At 68.0% G+C, this 21,601-nt stretch carries 18 protein-coding genes; 9 read left to right on the top strand and 9 right to left on the bottom strand.

The window, feature by feature from the left end; all coding sequences use genetic code 11:
• A complete protein-coding gene (gene glnE, locus RBT54_RS01715; protein WP_320363484.1) occupies positions 1–2,694 on the bottom strand; it encodes a bifunctional [glutamate--ammonia ligase]-adenylyl-L-tyrosine phosphorylase/[glutamate--ammonia-ligase] adenylyltransferase in 2,694 nt (897 codons plus the stop codon).
• A 271-nt stretch (positions 2,695–2,965) separates the two neighbouring features.
• Here glnE and RBT54_RS01720 point away from each other — a divergent pair, with 271 nt between their 5' ends.
• The 3 genes from RBT54_RS01720 (at position 2,966) to tldD (ending at position 9,401) form a co-directional block, all read left to right on the top strand.
• Positions 2,966–6,877, top strand: coding sequence for a YhdP family protein (locus RBT54_RS01720; RefSeq protein WP_320363486.1), 3,912 nt, complete (start codon positions 2,966–2,968; stop codon positions 6,875–6,877).
• 135 nt (positions 6,878–7,012) lie between these two features.
• On the top strand, positions 7,013–7,837 hold the full coding sequence (locus RBT54_RS01725; protein WP_320363488.1) for a carbon-nitrogen hydrolase family protein: 825 nt from the start codon (positions 7,013–7,015) through the stop codon (positions 7,835–7,837).
• A gap of 118 nt (positions 7,838–7,955) precedes the next feature.
• Positions 7,956–9,401: a metalloprotease TldD gene (gene tldD, locus RBT54_RS01730; RefSeq protein WP_320363490.1), complete on the top strand. Its 1,446-nt coding sequence runs from the start codon at positions 7,956–7,958 to the stop codon at positions 9,399–9,401.
• Positions 9,402–9,408: 7 nt separating this feature from the next.
• Here the strand turns inward: tldD and RBT54_RS01735 are convergent, their stop codons facing one another.
• Genes RBT54_RS01735 through RBT54_RS01755 form a run of 5 tightly spaced genes read right to left on the bottom strand, consistent with a single transcriptional unit; the run spans position 9,409 to position 14,154 of the window.
• A complete protein-coding gene (locus RBT54_RS01735) occupies positions 9,409–10,533 on the bottom strand; it encodes a PA0069 family radical SAM protein (protein WP_320363492.1) in 1,125 nt (374 codons plus the stop codon).
• A gap of 49 nt (positions 10,534–10,582) precedes the next feature.
• Entirely contained in the window at positions 10,583–10,765 is a 183-nt protein-coding gene (locus RBT54_RS01740) for a hypothetical protein (RefSeq protein WP_320363494.1), read from the bottom strand.
• 24 nt (positions 10,766–10,789) lie between these two features.
• A complete protein-coding gene (locus RBT54_RS01745; protein WP_320363496.1) occupies positions 10,790–12,181 on the bottom strand; it encodes a sigma 54-interacting transcriptional regulator in 1,392 nt (463 codons plus the stop codon).
• A gap of 7 nt (positions 12,182–12,188) precedes the next feature.
• Positions 12,189–12,749 carry a hypothetical protein gene (locus RBT54_RS01750; RefSeq protein ID WP_320363499.1) on the bottom strand — a complete coding sequence of 187 codons (561 nt, stop codon included), beginning with the start codon at positions 12,747–12,749 and terminating at the stop codon, positions 12,189–12,191.
• On the bottom strand, positions 12,742–14,154 hold the full coding sequence (locus tag RBT54_RS01755; RefSeq protein ID WP_320363501.1) for a sensor histidine kinase: 1,413 nt from the start codon (positions 14,152–14,154) through the stop codon (positions 12,742–12,744). The genes RBT54_RS01750 and RBT54_RS01755 overlap by 8 nt, the downstream gene beginning before the upstream one ends.
• Positions 14,155–14,543: 389 nt before the next feature.
• On the opposite strand from RBT54_RS01755, the gene RBT54_RS01760 reads away from it, so the two are divergent.
• Positions 14,544–15,152: a bactofilin family protein gene (locus RBT54_RS01760; RefSeq protein WP_320363503.1), complete on the top strand. Its 609-nt coding sequence runs from the start codon at positions 14,544–14,546 to the stop codon at positions 15,150–15,152.
• Between the two features lie 22 nt (positions 15,153–15,174).
• Here RBT54_RS01760 and RBT54_RS01765 read toward each other — a convergent pair whose 3' ends face one another.
• Both RBT54_RS01765 and RBT54_RS01770 read right to left on the bottom strand, forming a co-directional pair.
• Entirely contained in the window at positions 15,175–15,840 is a 666-nt protein-coding gene (locus tag RBT54_RS01765) for a lytic transglycosylase domain-containing protein (protein ID WP_320363505.1), read from the bottom strand.
• A 38-nt stretch (positions 15,841–15,878) separates the two neighbouring features.
• Positions 15,879–17,627 (bottom strand): proline--tRNA ligase, encoded by a 1,749-nt coding sequence (locus RBT54_RS01770; RefSeq protein WP_320363507.1) that lies wholly within the window; start codon positions 17,625–17,627, stop codon positions 15,879–15,881.
• Between the two features lie 197 nt (positions 17,628–17,824).
• On the opposite strand from RBT54_RS01770, the gene RBT54_RS01775 reads away from it, so the two are divergent.
• Genes RBT54_RS01775 through coq7 form a run of 3 tightly spaced genes read left to right on the top strand, consistent with a single transcriptional unit; the run spans position 17,825 to position 19,611 of the window.
• Complete coding sequence (locus RBT54_RS01775) at positions 17,825–18,409, top strand: RNA pyrophosphohydrolase (protein ID WP_320363509.1); 585 nt, start codon at positions 17,825–17,827, stop codon at positions 18,407–18,409.
• Positions 18,410–18,460: 51 nt separating this feature from the next.
• Entirely contained in the window at positions 18,461–18,991 is a 531-nt protein-coding gene (locus RBT54_RS01780) for a CNP1-like family protein (protein WP_320363511.1), read from the top strand.
• Positions 18,991–19,611, top strand: coding sequence for a 2-polyprenyl-3-methyl-6-methoxy-1,4-benzoquinone monooxygenase (coq7, locus tag RBT54_RS01785; RefSeq protein ID WP_320363513.1), 621 nt, complete (start codon positions 18,991–18,993; stop codon positions 19,609–19,611). Before RBT54_RS01780 ends, coq7 begins: the two co-directional genes overlap by 1 nt.
• A gap of 43 nt (positions 19,612–19,654) precedes the next feature.
• Here coq7 and RBT54_RS01790 read toward each other — a convergent pair whose 3' ends face one another.
• Entirely contained in the window at positions 19,655–20,071 is a 417-nt protein-coding gene (locus tag RBT54_RS01790; RefSeq protein ID WP_320363515.1) for an OsmC family protein, read from the bottom strand.
• A 645-nt stretch (positions 20,072–20,716) separates the two neighbouring features.
• Here RBT54_RS01790 and rplM point away from each other — a divergent pair.
• The gene (rplM, locus tag RBT54_RS01795) at positions 20,717–21,145 is read left to right on the top strand and encodes a 50S ribosomal protein L13 (RefSeq protein ID WP_004338133.1); all 429 of its coding nucleotides are present in this window, start codon (positions 20,717–20,719) and stop codon (positions 21,143–21,145) included.
• Positions 21,146–21,157: 12 nt separating this feature from the next.
• Complete coding sequence (rpsI, locus tag RBT54_RS01800) at positions 21,158–21,550, top strand: 30S ribosomal protein S9 (protein WP_320363518.1); 393 nt, start codon at positions 21,158–21,160, stop codon at positions 21,548–21,550.
• The last annotated feature ends 51 nt before the right edge of the window (positions 21,551–21,601 follow it).

Here is a 21,601-nt window from a genome sequence, read left to right on the forward strand (position 1 = left end):
TCATTCACCGAAGACATGGCGCCACAGCGCGCGCACGGGCTCGCGCGCGGTCTCGGCTTCGTCCGGGTCGATGCGCGAGAGGCGGTCGTTCAGGCGCTGGCGGTGCTGCAGTCGGCGCAGCTCACGGTAACTGTCTGCGCAGGCGGCGGCGAGCTCGGTCGGGATCAGGCCGAGTTCGCCGGCGATACGCAGCAGCGCGATGTTGCCGAGGTTGCCGGTGAGCTGGGCGTGGTCATGACTGTGACCGAGCACCAGGTACTGGATCAGGAACTCGACGTCGATCAGGCCCCCCGCGTCGTGCTTCAGATCGAACAGGGCGTCCTTGCTGGCGTGGGCGTCGCGCATCTTCTTGCGCATCGCCAGCACTTCGGCGCGCAGGGCGTCGAGATCCCGCTTCATGCGCAGGACCTCGCAGCGGATGCGCTCGAAGGCCTCGCCGATCGCGCGGTCGCCGGCCGAGAAGCGCGCGCGTGTAAGCGCCTGATGCTCCCACACCCAGGCCGATTCCATCTGGTATTTGCGGAACGCCTCGAGCGAGGTGACGATCAGGCCCGACTCGCCGTTCGGGCGCAGGCGCAGGTCGGTGTCGAAGAGCTGGCCGGCCGCGGTCTGGCTCGACAGCCAGGTGTTGGTGCGCTGGGCGAGCCGGGTATAGACCTCGGCCGCCTCGGGTGCGTCGTCGTCGAACAGGAACACGATGTCGAGGTCGGACGCGTAGCCGAGCTCCTTGCCGCCGAGCTTGCCGTAGCTGATCACGGAGAACCTCGGCTCGGGGCGATGGCGGATCTTGATGCGGCGCCAGCACAGCGGCAGCGTGAGGTCGAGCACGATGTCGGCGAGCTCGGACAGATGGTCGGCGAGCTTCTCGACGGTGAGCAGCCCGGCGATGTCCTGCGTCAGCAGGCGGAACACCTGCGCGTGGTGCTGCTCGCGCATGACGTCCATCTGGCGTTCCATGTCGGGCTCGAGGGCGTCCAGCTCGGCCGCGAGGTTGGCGCGGAATGCCCGCCAGTCGGGCGTGCTGTCGAGGTTGCGCGCGTCCAGCATCTCGTCGAGCAGGATCGGATGGCGGGTGAGGAACTGCGCGCCCCAGCGCGAGGCGCTCATCAGGTCGGCGACGCGGCGCAGGGCCTGCGGATACTGCTGCAGCAGCGCGAGATAGGCGCCGCGCCGGCCGATCGCCTCGATCAGGTCGAGCAGGCGGGTGAGGGTGTCGTCGGGCCCGGGCGTGGCCGCGGCGACCTCGATCATGCGCGGCATCAGCGCGTCGAAGCGGCTCCTGATGTTGTTGGGCAACTGGCTGTAGCGTGGGCTGCAATGGATGGCGGCCAGGCGCTCGGCGCCGACCTGCGGCCTGCGGTAGCCGAGCTCGCCCAGCGCCGCCGTGGTGGCCTCGGTGTCTTCGGCGTTGGTCCAGGCGGCGTCGAGGCTGTGGTCTTCCTCGGAAGGGTCGCCGAACACGCTGTCGAACTGGTCGCTCACCACCTTGCGCTGTGCATCGAGCGCGCCGAGCAGCGCCGGGTAGTCGGCAAAGCCCATCGCCTCGGCGATCAGCGCCTGGTCGGCCTCCTTGGTCGGCAGGTCGTGGGTCTGGGCGTCGTCCAGGTATTGCAGGCGATGCTCGAGGCGGCGCAGGAACACATAGGCGGCGGTGAGCTCGTCCACCGCCTGCGCCGACAGGATGCCGCGCTCGGGCAGCAGGGCCAGCACCTTCAGCGTCGGGCGCACCTGCAGGGCGATGTCGCGACCACCGCGGATGAGCTGGAACACCTGGGCGATGAACTCGATCTCGCGGATGCCGCCCGGGCCGAGCTTGACGTTGTTGGCGCGGTCGCGGCGGGCGACTTCGCGCCGGATCTGCGCGTGCAGCTCGCGCATGGCGTTGATCGCGCCGAAGTCGAGGTACTTGCGGAACACGAACGGGCGGGCGATGTTGCGCAGCTCCGACCAGCGCTCGCCGCGCAGCACGCGGCCCTTGATCCAGGCGTAGCGTTCCCACTCGCGGCCCTGGGTGACGAAGTAGTTCTCGAGCATGTCGAAGCAGCACACCAGCGGGCCGGAGTCGCCGTTCGGGCGCAGGCGCATGTCGACGCGGAACACCTGGCCGTGCTCGGTGACATCGTTCAGGGCCTGGATGAGCTGCTTGCCCAGGCGCTCGAAGAACTCGTAGTTGCTGATTACCTTCTTGCCGCCGGTGTCGCCGTCTTCGGGGTAGATGAAGATCAGGTCGATGTCGGACGACACATTGAGCTCGCGCCCGCCGAGCTTGCCCATGCCCACCACCAGCAGCTCCTGCTCCCAGCCGGTGGGCGACAGTGGCTGGCCGTAGCGCTCGACAAGGGCGGCACGCAGCACGTCGTGGGCGTGACGGATCGACACCTCGGCGAGCACCGTCATGGTCTCGGTGACTTCGGACAGTTCGGCGTTGCAGGCCAGGTCGCGCACGATCAGGTGGCACAGCACCCAGATGCGCAACTGGCGCAGGGCCGGGCGCAGCGCGCCGTCTGCGCCGCCGAACACGACCTCGCGCGCGGCGAGGAAGCGCTGCATGTCGGCCTCGCCGATCGGCTGGCTGATGCTTTCGGCAAGCGCGGCGCCCAGCCAAGGCTGGCTGTCCACCATGCGTGACAGATAACGCGACAGGCGGCGCGCAGTCTGCACGGGCTGGGGCAGGGCGTCGGGGAGGGAGGGCATGGCTTGGCTCCAGTGCGGGCGCGGATCGTTGGTAGAATGCGGGTCTGGCCGGCGATTCTGCGCCAGCGGGCGGTTCGCAGGCATTTTATCCGTCCCCGCAGTCGGCCGGCATGGCGCATGCGGGGTGTTGGTGCGATGTCGCCGATCAATCCCATCGACCCGTGCCTCTAATTCCCAGCAACGTCTCCGAGCAAGTTCACTGAGCACGCCCGCGCCTCCCCCTTCGAACGCAGATTCCCCGCCGCCTGTGCCTGCGCGCCGGGCGGGCGGGGTGCTGCCCAGCGTCATGGCGTGGGCCTTGCGCATCTGCGTGATCGCCTGGTTCGTCGCGGCCGGCACGGTGCTGGTCGTGCGTCACGTGCTGATGCCATCGGTCGATGCGTTGCGCGAGCCGATCGCGGCGATGCTGGCGCAACAGCTCGCGTTGCCGGTGTCGATCGAGCGCATCGAGGGCAGCTGGGCGGGTTGGCGGCCGCGTCTGCGCATCGAAGGCTTGCGCATTGCCGACCGCGAGGGACGCGAGGCCCTGACGCTGGGCTCGATCGATGCCACCGTAGCCTGGTCTTCGCTGTTGCGGGGCGAGCCGCATTTCGAGCGCCTCGACATCCAGGCGCCCGAGCTGGTCCTGCGCCGCGATTCGACGGGCAATATCTTCGTTGCCGGTATTGCGCTGCCCGCGGGCACGGGCGAGGAGGGCAGCGGGCTGGACTGGCTGCTCGCGCAGCGCCAGATCGTGATCCACGGCGCACGCCTCACCTGGCAGGACGAAGTGCGCGTTGCCCCTGCGCTCGTGCTCGAGGGCGTGGCCCTTCGCCTTGACCGGCGCGGCAGCAAGGTGCGCTTTGCGCTCGATGCGCGCCCGCCGCCGGCGCTGGCTTCCGCGCTGGTCGTGCGTGGTGAAGTGGCCCGCGCATCACGCCTCGCAAGTTTGCAGCGGCTATCGGCTGCAGCCGGGCGCATGTACGTGGAGCTCGAGCGCGCCGATCTCGGCGGCTGGCACCCCTGGTTCGATTACCCGCTGCCACTTGCAGGCCACGGTGGCGTGCGTGCCTGGGCGGACGCGGACGGCGAGGGCGGCCTCGAGCTGACCGCGGATGTCGCGCTCGATGGCGTGCACACCCAGCTTGGGGAGGCGCTGCCGGCGCTCGACCTCACCCGGCTCGATGGGAGGCTGTCGATGACGCGTGGCGCGAAAGGAAGCCGCTTTGGCGCGCGCGGGCTGGCGCTGACCCTGGCCGACGGCCTGACCGTCTCGCCCACCGACTTCGAGCTGCGGCTCGCGCAGGGCGGCGAGGGCGAGCCTGCGGGCGGCGCGATGAGTGCCAACCGGCTCGATTTTGCCGCGCTCGCCGTTCTGGCGAGCTATCTGCCGTTCGATGCCGGGGTGCGTACGCGGCTCGCCCGCTTCGCACCCAGCGGCAAGGTCGAGGACCTGCGCCTGGCGTGGCGCGGCGACCCGGGCGCGCCGACCCACTGGGCGCTGGCGGCGCGTCTCGAGGGTGTCGGCCTTCTGGCGCGTGAGGGCTGGCCTGGTGTGGGCGGCCTGTCGGGGCGCATCGACGGTGATGCGGACGGCGGCCGCTTCCAGCTCACCGGTTCGGGCATGCACATCGATCTGCCGACGGTGTTCGATCCTGGCCGGCTCGACTTCGACCGCCTGCGCGCGGAGGGCGGCTGGCAGCGCCGCAACGACCGGATGGAGGTCGCGCTCGACAGCGCCGAGTTCGACAACGCCGACGTGGCAGGAACCGCGTCCGGACGCTACTGGCCGGCGGCGGACGGCCCCGGCGAGATTGACCTGCAGGCCCGCCTGAGCCGGGCGGACTCTACCGCGGTGTGGCGTTACCTGCCGCGCTTGGTCAATGCGCACACCCGCGAATGGGTGCAGCAGGGCATCCGCGCCGCTGGCGTGCCCGAGGCCCGTTTACGCCTGCAGGGCAAGCTGCAGGACTTTCCGTTCCGCGACGGCGCGGGCCAGTTCCTGGTCACGGTGCGCGTGGCGGACGGGGTGCTGGACTACGCGCCCGGCTGGCCGGGCATCGAGGGCATCCAGGGCGAGGTGCGCTTCGAGGGGCCGGGCATGCGCATCAGCGCCGAGCGCGGTCGCATCCTGGGCGTCGATCTGGTGGGCGTGGTCGCCGACGTGCCCGAGCTCGACGCCAGGCCGAGCGAGATCATGACCATCACCGGTCGGGCGCTGGGGCCGACCGCGGAGTTCCTGCGCTTCGTGGCGGCCAGTCCGGTGTCACGGCGCATCGGTGGTTTCACCGATGGCATCCGCGCCGAAGGTAGCGGCGAGCTCGAGCTCAAGCTGGTGATGCCGCTGCGAAGCACGATCGACACCGCGGTCGAGGGCGTGTTCCGTTTCGCCGGGAATCGCATCGAGCTGCTCGATGGGCTGCCCGCGCTCGAGCGTGCCGGGGGCGTGGTGCGCTTCACTGGCGACACCCTCGCCATCCCGGAGGCGAGCGCGCAGTTTCTCGGCCAGAAGGCCACCGTGAGCGCCAAGACCGGGGCCGATGGGGTGGTGCGCTTCGAGGCGGTCGGGCGTGCCGACGCCGCAGCGGTGCGCGCGCGCTATCCGCAGCCCTTGCTCGACGGTGTTTCCGGCACGGCCGCATGGCGCGCGGCGATCCGCGTCGGCAAGGGCAGTACCCGGGTCGAGGTCGATTCCGATCTGCTCGGCTTCGCCTCCAGCCTGCCGGCGCCGCTCAACAAGTCCGCCGGCGAGGTCTGGCCCTCGCGGTTCGTGTTCGAGCATGCGAGCGGGCGAGCGATCGACACGCTCGGGCTCACGCTCGGCGCGGTGCTGCGTGCGCAGCTGATGCATGCGCCCGGTGCGGGAGAGCTGCGTGGCGGCATTGCCATCGGCCGCGCCACCGGCGATGCGCCTCCGGCCTCCGAATCGGGGCTGCGGGTGGCGGCCGTACTCGATCGGCTCGATGTCGACGCCTGGCGACGTGTGCTCGAGGCCGGGGAGGATGTGGCCGAGGCAGATGGGAGCGGCAGCGGCGCCGAAGCTGGCGCAGACCCTGCGGCCAGCACGGGCGGTGCAGCCCTGGCGGTGGCGGGGCTGCGCGATCTCGCGCTCGCTGCGGACGAGGTGCGTGCCTTCGGTCACACCCTGAAGGCGGTCGATCTGCGCGCCGAGGCCGACGCGGGTGGCTGGAAGGCGCGCCTGGAAAGCGACATCGCCGACGGTGCGTTCGACTGGCGCAACGCGGGCGACGGGGCGCTGCGCGCGCGCTTCCGCCATCTGCGTGTGGGTCAGGAGGATCCGCAGGGCGGCAAGGAAGGGGAGAGCGCCGAAAGGGGCGGCGATGCCGCGGAGCAGGCCGAACCCGTCGACGAGGCGCCGCCGCGCCGTCTGCCCGCACTCGACGTGGTCGCCGAGGAGTTCGAGCTGCGCGGCCTCGCGCTCGGTCGGCTGGAGGTGTTCGCGCGCAACCGCGGCGGGCTGTGGCAACTCGAGCGCTTCAACCTCGCCAACGACGATGGTCGCCTCGCCGGTAGCGGGCAGTGGCAGGCCGCGGGACGTCAGCGCACACGGCTGGATTTCAGCCTGGAAACACCCGACTTCGGCCGCCTGTCGAGCCGCCTGGGCTATCCGGACGTGGTGCGCGGCGGGCAGGCCAGCCTGACCGGACAGCTCGGCTGGCAGGGTGCGCCCACGCGCATCGACTACCCATCGCTCAATGGCAGCCTCAAGCTCGAAACCGGCAGCGGTCAGTTCAACAAGCTCGAGCCCGGGGTCGGCCGGCTGCTTGGCATCCTGAGCCTGCAGGCCCTGCCGCGGCGGATCACGCTCGACTTCCGTGACGTGTTTTCCGAAGGATTCGCCTTCGATCGCATTTCCGGTAGCATCGACGTGGCCGCTGGTGTGCTGCGCACCGAGGACCTCGAGATACGCGGTCCATCGGCGCGCGTGAAGATGACGGGCTCGGCCGATGTGGTTGCCGAGACGCAGGACCTGCGCGTGCTGGTGCAGCCCACGCTGTCCGAATCGATTGCCATTGGGGCGGCAGCGGGCCTTTTGAATCCGGCCGTGGGGGTGATCACCTACCTCGCGCAGAAGGTGCTCAGCGACCCGATCGAAAAGATCTTTGCCTTCGAATACGTGGTGACCGGGGCGTGGTCCGATCCGCAAGTGGCCAAGCGCGGTCAGGAGCCGGAGCCGCAGTGAGTCGCGCCAATGAGGACGAATGGGTGCCGAACCCTGGGCGCTGTGTTCGCCGCTGCAAATACCTGCCACCATCCCTGACCAAGCATTTACCCGATCGGACGCGCCGAGATGTCGTCCGCGACCACGAATACAGACATGAGCCCCCAGACGCCCTCCACCCCCGTGCGCATCGCCGCCATCCAGACCGTATCCGGGCCTGATGTCCAGGCCAACCTCGAGATCGTCGCCGGCCTGATTGCCGAAGCGGCCGCGGGCGGCGCCAGGCTGGTCGCGCTGCCCGAGTATTTCCCCTTGATCAGCAATGATGAGGCCGCCAAGGTGCGCATCCGCGAGACCGAGGGCACCGGGCCGCTGCAGGATTTCCTCGCCGATGCGGCTCGCCGCCACGGTGTGTGGCTGATCGGCGGCACCATCCCGCTGGTCGCCGACGCCGACGACAAGGTGCGCAACACCACGCTGGTGTTCGACGAGCAGGGTCGGCAGGTGGCGCGCTACGACAAGGTGCACCTGTTCGGCTTCCAGCGCGGCGAGGAGCGCTACGACGAGGCCGTGACCATCGAGCCGGGCAGCACGGTCGCGTGCTTCGATTCGCCCGCCGGGCGTACCGGCCTGTCGGTGTGCTACGACCTGCGCTTTCCCGAGCTCTTCCGCGCCATGGGCGAGGTGGACCTGATCGTGCTGCCGGCGGCCTTCACCTACACCACCGGGCGGGCGCACTGGGAGGTGCTGCTGCGCGCGCGCGCGATCGAGAACCAGTGCTACCTGATGGCGCCGGCGCAGGGCGGCCGCCACCCGAGCGGGCGCGTGACCTGGGGGCACACGATGATCATCGACCCCTGGGGCGAGATCCTCGCCTGCCGCGACGAAGGCCCCGGCGTGGTCATTGCAGATCTCGACCCCGCGCGCATCGCCGCCGTGCGCGAGAGCCTGCCCGCGCTGCGCCACCGTTGTCTCGACTGATCACCGTGCGCGTGATGCGCCCGCAACTGCGCGTGCCGCGACCCTGTCGCCGCGCTGCCCGAACCGATCGTTTTTGCCTGATGCCGGTCCAACCGGCATTACCCGCCAAGGATTCCCGATGAGCAAGAGCCAGAACCCCCTCAAGGTCGCCGACCGTTACCTGCTGTCGCCCTACGGCCTGGGCGAAGCGGAGATCGAGAAGACCTTCCGCAAGCTGATGCGCCACGACATCGACTTCGCCGACCTCTACTTCCAGTACCAGCGCTCCGAGGCCTGGAGCCTGGAGGAAGGTATCGTCAAGTCGGGCAGTTTCGACATCGAGCAGGGCGTGGGCGTGCGCGCGATCAGCGGCGAGAAGACCGCCTTCGCCTACTCCGACGACATCTCGCTCGATGCGCTGGTCGGCGCCGCCACCGCCACGCGGGCGATCGCTGCGGCCGGCGAGCGCCGCCGCGTCGGCATCGTCCCGCACAAGCTCAGGACCCGTCTGTACCGCGCCGACGATCCGCTCGATTCGCTCGACGACACCGCCAAGGTCAAGCTGCTCGAGCGCCTCGAGGGCTTCGCCCGCGGCGAGGACCCCCGCGTCACCCAGGTCATGGCGCACATCGCGGGCTCGTGGGAGGTGGTGATGGTGGCGCGCAGCGACGGCCACATGGCGGCCGACGTGCGCCCGCTGGTGCGGGTGTCGATCACCGTGATCATGGAAGAGGACGGCCGCCGCGAGCAGGGCAGCGCCGGCGGCGGCGGGCGCTACGACTACGGCTGGTTCTGCGACGACCGCCTGCACGAGTACGCGCGCGATGCGGTGCATCAGGCGCGCGTCAATCTCGGGGCCGACCCGGCCCCGGCGGGTACCATGCCGGTGGTGCTCGGCCCCGGCTGGCCGGGCATCCTGCTGCACGAGGCGATCGGCCACGGCCTCGAAGGCGACTTCAACCGCAAGGGCAGTTCGGCGTTTTCCGGGCGCATCGGTCAGCAGGTCGCGGCGAAGGGGGTGACCGTGGTGGACGACGGCACACTGCAGGATCGCCGCGGTTCGCTGTCGATCGACGACGAGGGCAACCCGACCGAGCGCACCGTGCTGATCGAGGACGGCATCCTCACCGGCTACATGCAGGACATGATGAACGCGCGCCTGATGGGCATGCCGATCACCGGCAACGGCCGCCGCGAGTCCTTCGCCCACCTGCCGCTGCCGCGCATGACCAACACCTACATGCTCAACGGCGACAAGGACCCGGAGGAAATCATCAAGTCGGTCAAGAAGGGCCTGTACGCGGTGAACTTCGGCGGCGGCCAGGTGGACATCACCTCGGGAAAGTTCGTGTTCTCCACCGCCGAGGCCTACCTGATCGAGAACGGCAAGGTGACCCGTCCGGTCAAGGGCGCGACCCTGATCGGCAACGGCCCCGACGTGCTCACCAAGGTCAGGATGATCGGCAACGACATGCGCCTGGATCCGGGCGTCGGCACCTGCGGCAAGGATGGGCAGAGCGTGCCGGTGGGTGTCGGCCAGCCGACGCTGCGCATCGATGGGCTGACCGTGGGCGGGACGGCCTGAGCCCCCTTCAGAACAGTGCGAGTTGCGGCCCGTCTGGCTGTGGCGGGCGGAAGAGGGTGGTGTTCAGTCCGCGCCGCATCCGCCCCATGCCCAGCTTTGCCTGCAGCCGACGCATGCGCTGGGTGTAGAGCAGGGCGATCACGCCCTCGCCGCGCATGCGGTGGCCGAAGCGCGGGTCGTTGGCCTTGCCGCCGCGCAGTTCGGCGATTCGGCTCATGACGCGTGCGGCACGGTCCGGGGCGTGCGTGGCGAGCCAGTCTTCGAACAAGCCGGTCAGTTCGTGCGGCAGGCGCAGCAGCACGTATCCCGCGCTGCGCGCGCCGGCCGCGTGCGCGGCTTCGACCACCGCTTCCATTTCGTGATCGTTGAGTGCCGGGATCAGTGGCGCGAACAGCACGCCCACCGGTACCCCGGCCTGTTGCAGGCGACGGATGGTTTCCAGGCGCCGGCCCGGGCGGGCGGCGCGCGGCTCGAGACGGCGGGCGAGGTCGTCGTCGAGCGTGGTCACCGAGATCATGACCTCCACGAGGTCGTCACGCGCCAGCATCGCGAGCAGGTCGAGGTCGCGCTCGATCAACGCCGACTTGGTGATCAGGCTCACCGGATGGCGGGTCTCGACCATGACCTCGAGCAACTGGCGAGTGAGTAAGGTATGGCGTTCCACCGGCTGCCACGCGTCGGTGTTCATGCCGAGCGCAATCGGCGCGCAGCGGTAGCGGGGGGCGGTGAGTTCCTTGCGCAGCAGCGCGGCCGCGTCGGGTTTCCAGAACAGCTTGGTCTCGAAATCCAGGCCGGGCGAAAGATCCAGGTAGGCGTGGCTTGGTCGCGCGAAGCAATAGACGCAGCCGTGCTCGCAGCCGCGATAGGGGTTGATCGAGCGGTCGAAGGGGACGTCGGGCGAGGTGTTGTAGCTGATCACGCGGCGCGCGTTGTCGATGAAAAGCTGGGTGCGCGGCGGTGGGGCGTCGTCTTCGGTGCCGGAACCATGCCAGCCGTCGTCGAAGGCTTCGCGCCCGTGAGCGAGAAATCGAGCGTCGGGCCGTGCTGTGGTGCCGCGGCCACGGATGAGCTGCGCACCGGCGTGCCGGGCGTTGGCCGATTCAGGAAGTAGCCTGTTCTTTTGTACAGTCATGAGGCGGGAGTCTCCGCCTCATGACGACAGGGGTCAAGATGGGCGACGCTCAGGTCTGCGCCGGCTTGTCCTTGCGCTCGTCAGGCGTCGTGGTGGCGGGTTTGTCGCTGCTGCACGCGGCGATGTCGAGGCGGGGACCGTCGAGCAGGCTGGCGGCATGCGCCGGCGTGGCGATCGAATAGGCCATGGCGGTGGTGGTGAGGATGGCGGCGATGGTCTGGCGGGTGATCATGTCTGGCTCCTTTGTTGTGGTTCTTCATTGTTCGACATCGGGTCCGTCGCCACGGAAATGCTCGGGCGTCAGGCCGTGTCGCTGCAGCAGGCGGTAGAACTCGGTGCGGTTGCGTTCCGCCAGTCGTGCAGCGTCGGAGACATTACCTGCAGTAAGTTTCAATAGCTGTATCAGGTAGTTTCGCTCGAAGCGGCGCTTGGCCTCCGCGTAGCCCAGGGCCTCGATCGGTTGCACGCGCAGCGCGCGCTCGACCAGCGTGCGCGGGATCAGCGGGGTGGTGGCGAGCGCACACACCTGCTCGACCACGTTCTGCAACTGGCGCACATTGCCCGGCCAGGCCGCGGTGGCCAGCGCCTCCAGGGCGTCGGGGGCGAAGCCGGACAGGCGCTTGCCGTATTTCAGCGCCAGGCCGCGCAGGAAGTGCTCGGCCAGCAGCGGGATGTCCTCGCGGCGTTCGCCCAGGGTCGGAAGCTCGAGGCTGACGACGTTGATGCGGTAGTAGAGATCCTCGCGGAACTGGCCGCTGGCGAGCGCGGCATCGAGATCGCGGTGGGTGGCGGACAGGATGCGCAGGTCGACCGCCTCGGCGCGGGTGGCGCCGACCGGGCGCACCGCGCGTTCCTGCAGCACGCGCAGCAGCTTGACCTGCAGCGCTGGCGGCATGTCGCCGATCTCGTCGAGGAACAGGGTGCCGCCGTGCGCGGCCTGGATCAGGCCGGTGTGGGCGTTGGTGGCGCCCGTGAAGGCGCCGCGTACGTGGCCGAAGAGTTCGGATTCGAGCAGCGGTTCGGGGATCGCGCCGCAGTTGATGGCGACGAAGGGCGCGCTGGCGCGCGGGCTGGCGAGGTGGATGGCGCGCGCGAGGAGTTCCTTGCCGGTGCCGCTGTCGCCGCGGATCAGTACGCTGGCGTCCGAGGCTGCGATCAGGCGCGCTTCGTCGAGCAGGGCGTGCATCAGGGTGCTGTGGCTGATGAGGCCGGCGCGCCAGGCCGGATCGCCGGCGGCGAGCGGGGCCGCGGCCGCTGCGGTCAGGTGCAGGGCCTGCTCGATGCGCTGCATCAGGGTGTGGCTGTCGAAGGGCTTGGTGAGATAGTCGGCGACCCCGCGCGAGGTGGCCTCGACCGCGTCCGGGATGGTGCCGTGGGCGGTGAGCAGGATCACCGGCAGCGCGGGGTGCTGGCGGCGGATGTCCTCGAACAGGGCGAGGCCGTCGCCATCGGGCAGGCGGACGTCACTGAGCACCAGATCGAAACGCTCCACCCCCAGCAGCGTGCGTGCAGCCTTGATGCAATCGGCGGTCGACACCCGGTAGCCGCTGGCCTGCAGGCGCATCGACAGCAGGCGCAGCAGGTCGCGGTCGTCATCGACCAGCAGTACGTGCACACGCGGGGTGGTGCGGGATGCAGGCAGGGCCATCGGGGCTTTAGCCGGACCCGGCGGGCCGCGGCGGTGCGGGCAGCATCGGGGGACTCAGGCGGCGCTCGATTTCGGTGAGGGCATCGAGCTTCTTCTGCAACTCGGCATTTTGCCGGCGCAGCGCTTCGAGTTCGCGGCTGCTCTCGTCCACGCCACTGCTGCGTTCGTCGAGTTCGCGGGTGAGGCGTTCGGTCTGGGCGCTCAGGCGCTGGCGCTCGCGGATCTGCTCGAGCAGCGCGCGGGCGTAGGGGTGGTGGGCGCGGGCTTCGACGCTGTCGTCGGCAAGCAGGCTCTCGAGGGCACGACGGGCCTGAGTCAGACGGGACTGGGTCAGGCGGCCCTGTCCGGGCTGGCTGGCCTGCACGGCGGTGTGCAGCTTTTGCTGGGCGGCTTCATGGGACTGGATTTCGGCCGCGGTGGGGGTGACGGCGCCGTCGGCTGCCAGCCACGGCGGCAGGCTGGTGCATCCGGTAAGGAAGCCGAACGCGAGCGGCAACAGGGCGCGCGCGCAGGCACCGCGGCGGTGCGGGGGGCTGCGTGGGATGGAAGGGAGGCGATCGTCAGGCATGCGGCAATTCGATCCTGAAGTGGGCGCCGCGTTCGCTGGGCAGGGCACGGACGTTGCCATGGTGTGCGCAGATGAATTCGCGCACGATCGCCAGCCCGATGCCGCTGCCCCTGCTCGCTCCGGGAGAGCTGCGGCTGCCCCGGAAAAAGGGTTCGAAGATGCGCTCGAGTTCGGCGGGCTCGATGCCGGGGCCTTCGTCCTGGCAGTCGACTACGACCTTGTCGCCGGCGATCCCGATCTCGATGCGGACGCGCCCGCCCATCGGGCTGAAGGCAATGGCGTTGGCGAGCAGGTTCGAGAAGGCAATGCGCAGCTTGCCAACGTCGGCCGGGACGATCGGAGCCTCGCCCGCGAGTTCCAGTGTCACGCTGCGGGCCTGGGTCAGGAGCTGGTACTCGGCGCCGACCTCGCGCAGCAGCGGGAGCAGCGCACTCGGCTGCAGGTTCAGCGTGCGGGCGTCGAACTGGCTGGCGTTGTACTGCAGGAGTTGTTCGATGCGCTCCTGCAGGGCGCGCGCGCTGTGTTCGAGGATGCCGGCGACTTCGCGCTGCTCGGGATTGAGGCGGCCGAGTACGCCGTCGGCGAGCAGGGCCACACCTTCGCGCAGCGAGGCCAGCGGGGTCTTGAGTTCGTGCGAGACGTGGCGCAGCACGCGGTTGCGGTTCGACTCGAGTTCGGCGAGGCGCAGGCGCAGCCAGTCGAGGCGTTCGCCGAGTTGGCGCAGGTCGGCCGGCCCGGTGATGTGGATCGGCCGGGCGAGTCGGCTTTCGCCGAGTTCCGAGATCGCGTGCTCGATGCGACCGAGCGGACGCAGCAACCACCAGCCACTCAGGGCGGCGAGCACGCCGGCCAGCAGCAGGGCAGCGAGAATCTGCGCCGCCACGGTGCTGCGTTCGTGGTCGAGCGCATCCATCACTGCCTGATTCTGGCGGGCGAGATGGTGCTCGACCTCGGTGGCGAGCCTTGCCGAGTGCGCGCTGAGCAGGGCGAAGTCGGTGTTGGCGTCGTTCGCCGCAATGACTGTGGTGTCGGCCTGGCTACTGGCGGAGTCTGTCGGCGCGGTGCTGGCCGCATCCAGCCGCGCCCGGATGCGCTGCGCGCTCGTGCGCCATTCGACGGCGCTGGCGGCGAAGCCGGGGGCGGCGGATTCGAGCACGCCGATCGCCGCGAGTGCGTCGTTCAGTGTGGTGTCGAAGCGCGCGGCCAGGGCCGGCTCGCCGAGCACCAGGTACTGGCGGGCGCTGCGTTCGAGGTCGACCGTGCGCTCGCCGAGCTGGCGCGCGGCAGCGCTGAGCGCGAGCGCCTCGCGGTTGCCATCCTGGATCGCGCGCGCGATCGCTTCGATGCCGAGCCAGCCGGTGGCCGCGGCCGCGGCGAGCGTTCCGGCGATCAGCAGAAAGCTCAACAGCAAGGTGCTGCGAAAGGAGAGGCGAAGCATGTTGGGCCAGGAAGTGCGGACAAGGGGCGGAGCCTGAGCGCGGACTGCAAAGTTTAGGCCAGGCTGTTCGGATATGCCTTGGGGGAAGTGCAAGACGAAGTAAGTGCGTACTGTGTGTCGCTCAGCGGCGACACGCCAGAACGCTTGTGGCGCCGGTGTTTCGGCCGAGTGCGCACCGACCGTGTCGGGATAGGACGACGGATGGGTGCTACGGAAGTCGCTGCCGGGGCTCTCGAGCTTGCGAAGTTGTCCCCCAAGTGCATGGTTTATTGAATGAAAACATTGAATGGCATGCGCTTTGCTTTACAAGGGGTCGGATTGCAGCGCAGGGGCTGCACCCCAATCAAGGAGAAAGCATGTTCAACAAGTCCAATCTGTTCCACAAGTCGGCCGACACACCTGTAACCCGCACGACTCCGCGTCCGACCGGCAACTCGGGTACGACCAGCAGCGTCCTTGCCGCTGCAGAGCCGGTGAGCGCCGCCACGCCGGCTGCGTCGACCGAAGCGTCGCGCAAGCCCGAGACGGCGGCGACCGATAGCCCCGCGCCGGTGAGCGCTTCGGAAGCGACGGGCGAGAGCCGTCTGATCGTCGGCCCGGACGTCAAGCTCAAGGGCGCAGAGATCCTCGACTGCGACACCCTGGTCGTCGAAGGTCGTGTCGAGGCGACGATGGACAGTCGCGTGCTGCGGATTGCGGAGAAGGGCTCCTACAAGGGCACGGTCGGCATCGACATCGCCGAGATCCACGGCCACTTTGAAGGCGAACTCACCGCGCGCCAGCAACTCCTGATCCACGCCACCGGCCGGGTGAGCGGCAAGATCCGCTACGGCAAGATCCTGATCGAGGAAGGCGGCGAGTTGTCCGGCGACGTGCAATCGCTCAACACCGCGGGCAAGGACGGGCTGCGCGCGATCGAAGGCAAGGCGCAGGAGCCGCGTCCGCTCGCCGCTGTGGCGGGCTGAGGCGACAGCTCGGCACGATGACTCAACGCGACGCGGTTTTGGCCGCGTCGGGGCGGGTCCGGGCGGCCGCGGCGAGTTGCTGCGGCGCCCAGTACCAGTGTTTTTCCCAGGCCGCACGGACCAGGTTGGGGTAGTGGGGCTTGCCCAGGCTGCCGTTGTAGCGCCCGAGCGCGCGGAAGAGATCGCCCTTCTCGATGTCGAGGTAGTGGCGCAGGATGTTGCAGCCGTAGCGCAGGTTGGTGCGCATGTGAAAGAGGTTGTCGTCCGTACGGCCGATCACCTTGATCCAGAACGGCATCACCTGCATGTAGCCGCGCGCGCCCGCGGACGAGATCGCGTATTTGCGGAAGTTGCTCTCGACCTGGATGAGGCCGAGCACCATCTGTGGGTCCAGTCCGGCGCGGGTGGCTTCGTAGTGGATGGTGGTGAGCAGTTCCGTACGGTAGGCCTCGTCGGGAATGCGCTTGTGCAGGCGGCGCGACATCTCCGCGAGCCACTGCGCACGCTCGCCGGCGTCCGGAATCGGCAGCATGGGCGCCGCTGCATCGCTGACCGCGGCGTGCAGCGCGGCGCGCACGCTGGCCGCCATGGGTTCGTACTGCTGTGCGCCGGCCTGCGCGCCAGTGGCCGCGAGCGCGAACGCGCAGGCAGCGGCGAGGTGGCGGAGCGGGGCGGGCAGGGGGCGCATGGCGATACTTGGTTCCTGGCTCGAGACGGTTCCGGTGATCAGCCCAGCTTCAGGCGGTCCAGGACGTGGCCGAACACTTCGCCCGCCGGCAGCTTGGCGGCCTCGCTGTCACGACGGCCCTGGTATTCGACCAGGCCTTCCTTCAGGCCGCGGTCGCCGATGGTGACGCGGTGCGGTATGCCGATCAGCTCCCAGTCGGCGAACATCACGCCCGGGCGCTCGTCGCGGTCGTCGAGGATCGCGTCCACCCCGGCGCCGATGAGCGCGTCGTAGAGCCTCTGCGCTTCGTCGCGCACCGCCTCCGACTTCCCCCAGCCCACCGGGCAGATCACCACTTCGAAGGGCGCGATCGCGCGTGGCCAGATGATGCCGCGGGCGTCGTGGTTCTGCTCGATCGCGGCGCCCAGGATGCGCGTCACGCCGATGCCGTAGCAGCCCATCTCGAAGTGCTTGGGCTTGCCGTCCTCGTCGAGGAAGGTGGCGTTCATCGCCTTGGAGTACTTGTTGCCGAGGTAGAACACGTGGCCGACCTCGATGCCGCGCTGGATGGCGAGCACGCCACGGCCGTCCGGGCTGGGGTCGCCCTCGATCACGTCGCGGATGTCGGCGACCAGGTCGGGCTCGGGCAGGTCGCGGACCCAGTTGACGCCGGTGAAGTGGAAGTCCTCCGCGTTGGCGCCGCAGATGAAGTCGGCCATGTGCGCGACCGTGCGGTCGGCGATCACCTTGACCGGCTTCAGCAGCCCGATCGGGCCGAGGTAGCCCGGCTTGCAGCCGAAGTGCTCGAGGATCTCGGCCTCGGTAGCGAAGCGGAATCCGGCCTTGAGACCTTCCAGCTTGCCCGCCTTGACCTCGTTCAGCGCGTGGTCGCCGCGCACCAGCAGCAGCCACACGGTGACGCCGGCGGGATTGCCCTTCTCATCGACGTCGTCGGTGGCGAGCACCAGCGACTTCACCGTGGTCGCCAGCGGTACGCCGAGGAGTTCGGCGACGTCCGCGCAGGTGGCCTTGCCCGGGGTGGGGGTCTTTTCCATCGCCCTGGCGGGTTCGGCGCGGCGCGCGAGCAGCGAGACGGCTTCGGCCAGCTCGATGTTGGCGGCGTAGTCGGAGTCGGGGCAGTAGACGATGGCGTCCTCGCCGGTGTCGGCGATCACCTGGAACTCGTGCGAGCGGTCGCCGCCGATGGCGCCGGTGTCGGCCGCCACCGCGCGATACTCGAGGCCGAGACGGTCGAAGATGCGCTTGTAGGCGGCGAACATGAGGTCGTAGCTGCGCCCGGCGGCCTCTTCGCTGCGGTCGAAGGAGTAGGCGTCCTTCATGGTGAATTCGCGCCCGCGCATGACCCCGAAGCGCGGCCGGCGCTCGTCGCGGAACTTGGTCTGGATCTGGTAGAAGTTCTTCGGCAACTGGCGGTAGCTCTTGAGCTCCTGGCGCGCGATGTCGGTGACGACTTCTTCAGACGTGGGCTGGAGCGCGAAGTCGCGCTCGTGGCGGTCCTTCAGGCGCAGCATCTCGGCGCCCATCTTGTCCCAGCGGCCGGTCTCCTGCCACAGCTCGGCGGGCTGGATCATCGGCATGATCAGCTCCATCGCGCCGGCGCAGTTCATCTCCTCGCGGATGATGGTCTCGACCTTGCGGATCGCGCGCAGGCCCATCGGCATGTAGCTGTAGATGCCGGCCGCGGTCTTGCGGATCATGCCGGCGCGCAGCATCAGCTTCTGGCTGACGACTTCCGCATCCGACGGGGCTTCCTTGAGGGTGAAGAGATGGAACTGACTGGCGCGCATGAGGATCTTCGACTGTAGGGCGTAATGGAACGAGAACAAGCCCGGGAGCGTGGGCAAGCCCGCGATTCTAGCGCATGGCATCGGCCCGCAATGCGCTGTGCAGGCAGAGCTTAGTGGATGCACTCGGATGGTGCGCTTTCAATGCATGCGCAAGTGTGAAAAAATCGTGACCAATCAACCGAATTTGAAGGTTAGTCATGCTTGACCGTGAAGGCTTTCGCCCGAACGTCGGCATCATTCTGGTCAATGCGCGCAATGAGGTGTTCTGGGGCAAGCGCATCCGCGAGCATTCCTGGCAGTTCCCCCAAGGTGGCATCAAGCACGGCGAATCGCCCGAGCAGGCCATGTACCGGGAGCTCTTCGAGGAAGTCGGGCTGCGTCCGGAACACGTCAGGATTCTCGGCCGCACACGCGGCTGGCTGCGCTATGAGGTGCCCAAGCACTGGATACGGCGCGAGTGGCGCAACACCTACCGTGGACAGAAACAGATCTGGTTTCTGTTGCGACTGGTGGGGCGCGACTCGGACGTCTGTCTGCGCGCGAGCACGCATCCGGAATTCGATGCCTGGCGTTGGAGCCATTATTGGGTGCCGCTCGAGGCGGTGATCGAGTTCAAGCGCCAGGTTTATCAACTGGCGCTGGTGGAACTGGCGCGGGTTCTGTTTCGCTCGCGCAGTTTCGACTTGCCCGAGAGCTATCGCCTGCCTGAGGTTGAGGCCGAGGTGGAGCCGGTGCGCGTGGTGCTGGGTGGGCGTGCGCAAAGTGGTGCGCTGCATAAATAGCGGCTCTGACAGGCCAGGTCACACACGTCCCCTATGCGGAGATTTCCATCCTTGAATTCGCTTCTCGTTCAATCTGTGCGTGCGGGCCTTGTGACCCTCGTGTCTTTTTCCACGCCGGCATTTGCGGGACTGCTCGTCGATGCCGACCCCGACTGGAAGGAGAGCGCGGCGGAAATGCCCGCCGCGCCGCAGGCTTCCGGGCTGCGCGCCTTCGATATTGGCTCGACCTCGCCCAACGCCTTCTTCGTTGACGAACAGAGTGTCAGCGTCGGAGAGGATGGTGTGGTGCGCTACACGCTGGTCGTGCGCACGCCCGGTGGCGCCGAGAACGTCACCTTCGAGGGTATCCGCTGTGCAACCGGCGAGCGTCGGATCTATGCCAGCGGACGCAAGGACGGCTCCTGGGTGCCGATGAAGAACAGCGCATGGCAGCCGATCAGCGTCAACAATTACAACCGTCCGCGCGCGGCGCTCGCCTACGACTATTTCTGCGACGGGCCCGCCGGGCCGCGCGACCGCAAGCATGCGCTGCGGCTACTTGAGCAGCGGCGCGACCTCACTCGTCCCTTCGGAGGTCGATAATGATTGACCACGCCATCATCGAATTCGACAAGGCGCTGCGCACCGTTTTCGCGCCCGCACGCAGTGTCCGCCCGGTGCCCGGGGAGGATATCCCCGATGCCGAGATGAGCGCTGCCGAGCGCGCTCACGCGGCCGCGCTGATGCGGGTGAATCATGTCGGGGAGGTGTGCGCACAGGCCTTGTACCAGGGGCAATCGATCATGTCGCGGGATCCGGCGATCCGCGACACCCTGCGTCAGGCAGCGCAGGAAGAGACCGAGCACCTCGCGTGGACCGAGCACCGCATCGCCGAACTCGGTGGGCGCAAGAGCCTGCTCAATCCGCTGTGGTACGGCGGGGCGCTTGCGATCGGGATGCTCGCAGGGCGCTTCGGCGACCGCTGGAACCTCGGCTTCCTGGCCGAAACCGAGCGTCAGGTCGAGCACCACCTGAAGGGCCACCTGGACACGCTGCCGCCAGCCGACCTGCGCTCACGGGCCATCGTCGAGCAGATGAAGATGGATGAGGCCGAGCACGCCGATACTGCCGTGCGCCTTGGTGCGCATGACTTGCCGGCTCCAGCGAAGGCCGTGATGAAGGCGGCTGCGCAGGTGATGACCGCGCTGACCTACCGCCTCTGAGCCGCGAGTGGCGGCGACCATCCGGTCGCCGGTACGAGCGCGGTCAGGCGTCAACCAGTTCCACCTCGTGGCTGATCTCGGCCGTCTTGGCGAGCATGATCGAGGCCGAGCAATACTTTTCGGCCGACAGGTGTACCGCCCGCTCCACCGTTTCGCGCTTCAGGTTGCGGCCAGTGATCGTGTAGATGAAGCGGATGCGCGTGAACACCTTGGGATCGATGTCGGCGCGTTCGGCCTCGAGTCGTACGCTGCAACCGCGCACGTCCTGACGCCCACGTTTGAGGATCAGCACGACATCGAAGGCCGTACACCCGCCTGCGCCGGCCAGCATCAGTTCCATCGGCCGCGGCGCCAGGTTGCGGCCGCCAGCCTCAGGGGCGCCGTCCATTGCGACCATGTGTCCGGTCCCGGTCTCGGCGATGAAGCTCATGCCATCCAGCCATTTGATCGTGCATTCCATTCCTGTCTGCTCCCTGGGGTGGGTCCCGTCGAAGATGTTTGTAAGCGGAGGGGGGCGATGTTACCGCAGCGCGAGATGGGTACGACCATGGGGTGCGGTCACGGCCGTTGAGGACGAGGTTTCGGCCGTACTGTCGGGCGTTTCACGCGGTTGATGCCTTCGTGCCGCAGAGGCGGGCTCGTCAATACGGAGGCGTAGTGCTGCATTGCACAAAACAATGACCAGGTCATCGACGTGGGTACTTCCCGAATCGCTCCCGGCGCTCGGCTAATGGCGAAAAATTGATTTAAATCATAATCCTGAGTAAAAATAAACAGACTTAATCAGGAAATCGAAAGTTTCGTTCTGCGTCGCACAAAAAGCTGTTGCCGGAGGCGATTCGAGTCTGCATAATGTGCCTCGGTCGGATCGATGACGCCGCATTTCAGTCGTTTTTAGCGTGCGCAGATCCAAATGGTGTCTCCTCCACCCTCCTCCTTTGGTGTGGATTTAACGCAGTCCGATTGGACTGCGTTTTTTTTGCCTGCAGCGCGCATGTTCGCCAGCGCGATCCAATGATTGACACAGTCGGGGTGTTGGTCTTAGGATTGCGAGCTTTCCGTTTGACGGCCATCTCCTACGGCCCGACAAAGATCGAGGATTCACATGAAGACGTTTTCCGCCAAGCCGCACGAGGTCAAGCGCGACTGGTTCGTTGTCGACGGCACGGACAAGGTGCTTGGCCGTCTCGCCGCCGAAGTCGCCCGTCGCCTGCGTGGCAAGCACAAGGCCATTTACACCCCTCACGTTGATACCGGCGATTTCATCGTCGTGGTCAACGTCGAAAAGCTGCGCGTGACTGGTAACAAGGCGCAGGACAAGAAGTACTACCGTCACTCGGGCTACCCGGGCGGTATCTACGAAACCAACTTCACCAAGCTCCAGCAGCGCTTCCCCGAGCGCGTGCTCGAGAAGGCGGTGAAGGGCATGTTGCCGAAGGGCCCGTTGGGCTACGCCATGCTGAAGAAGCTGAAGTGCTACGCGGGTCCGTCGCATCCGCACACCGCTCAGCAGCCGCAACTTCTCGAGATCTGAAGGAGCCGATAAATGGCTGTCACTTACAACTACGGTACCGGCCGCCGCAAGACCGCGGTCGCTCGTGTGTTCATCAAGCCGGGCTCCGGCAACATCGTCGTCAACGGCAAACCGGTGGACGAGTTCTTCTCGCGTGAAACCGGCCGCATGATCGTGCGTCAGCCGCTGGTTCTCACGGGCAACGAAGACAAGTTCGACATCATGGTCAACGTCATCGGTGGTGGCGAGTCCGGCCAGGCCGGCGCCGTGCGCCACGGTATCACCCGTGCGCTGGTCGATTACAATGCCGAGCTCAAGGGCGACCTGCGTGCTGCCGGCTTCGTGACCCGAGATGCCCGTGAAGTCGAGCGTAAGAAGGTTGGCCTGCGCAAGGCCCGCCGCGCCAAGCAGTTCTCGAAGCGCTGATTTTCGCTGCATGCCGTACCAGCAGGAGCCGCCCTACGGGGCGGCTTTTGT

Origin of the sequence: Thauera sp., assembly GCF_034003485.1 — a bacterium.
Lineage (GTDB): Bacteria > Pseudomonadota > Gammaproteobacteria > Burkholderiales > Rhodocyclaceae > Thauera.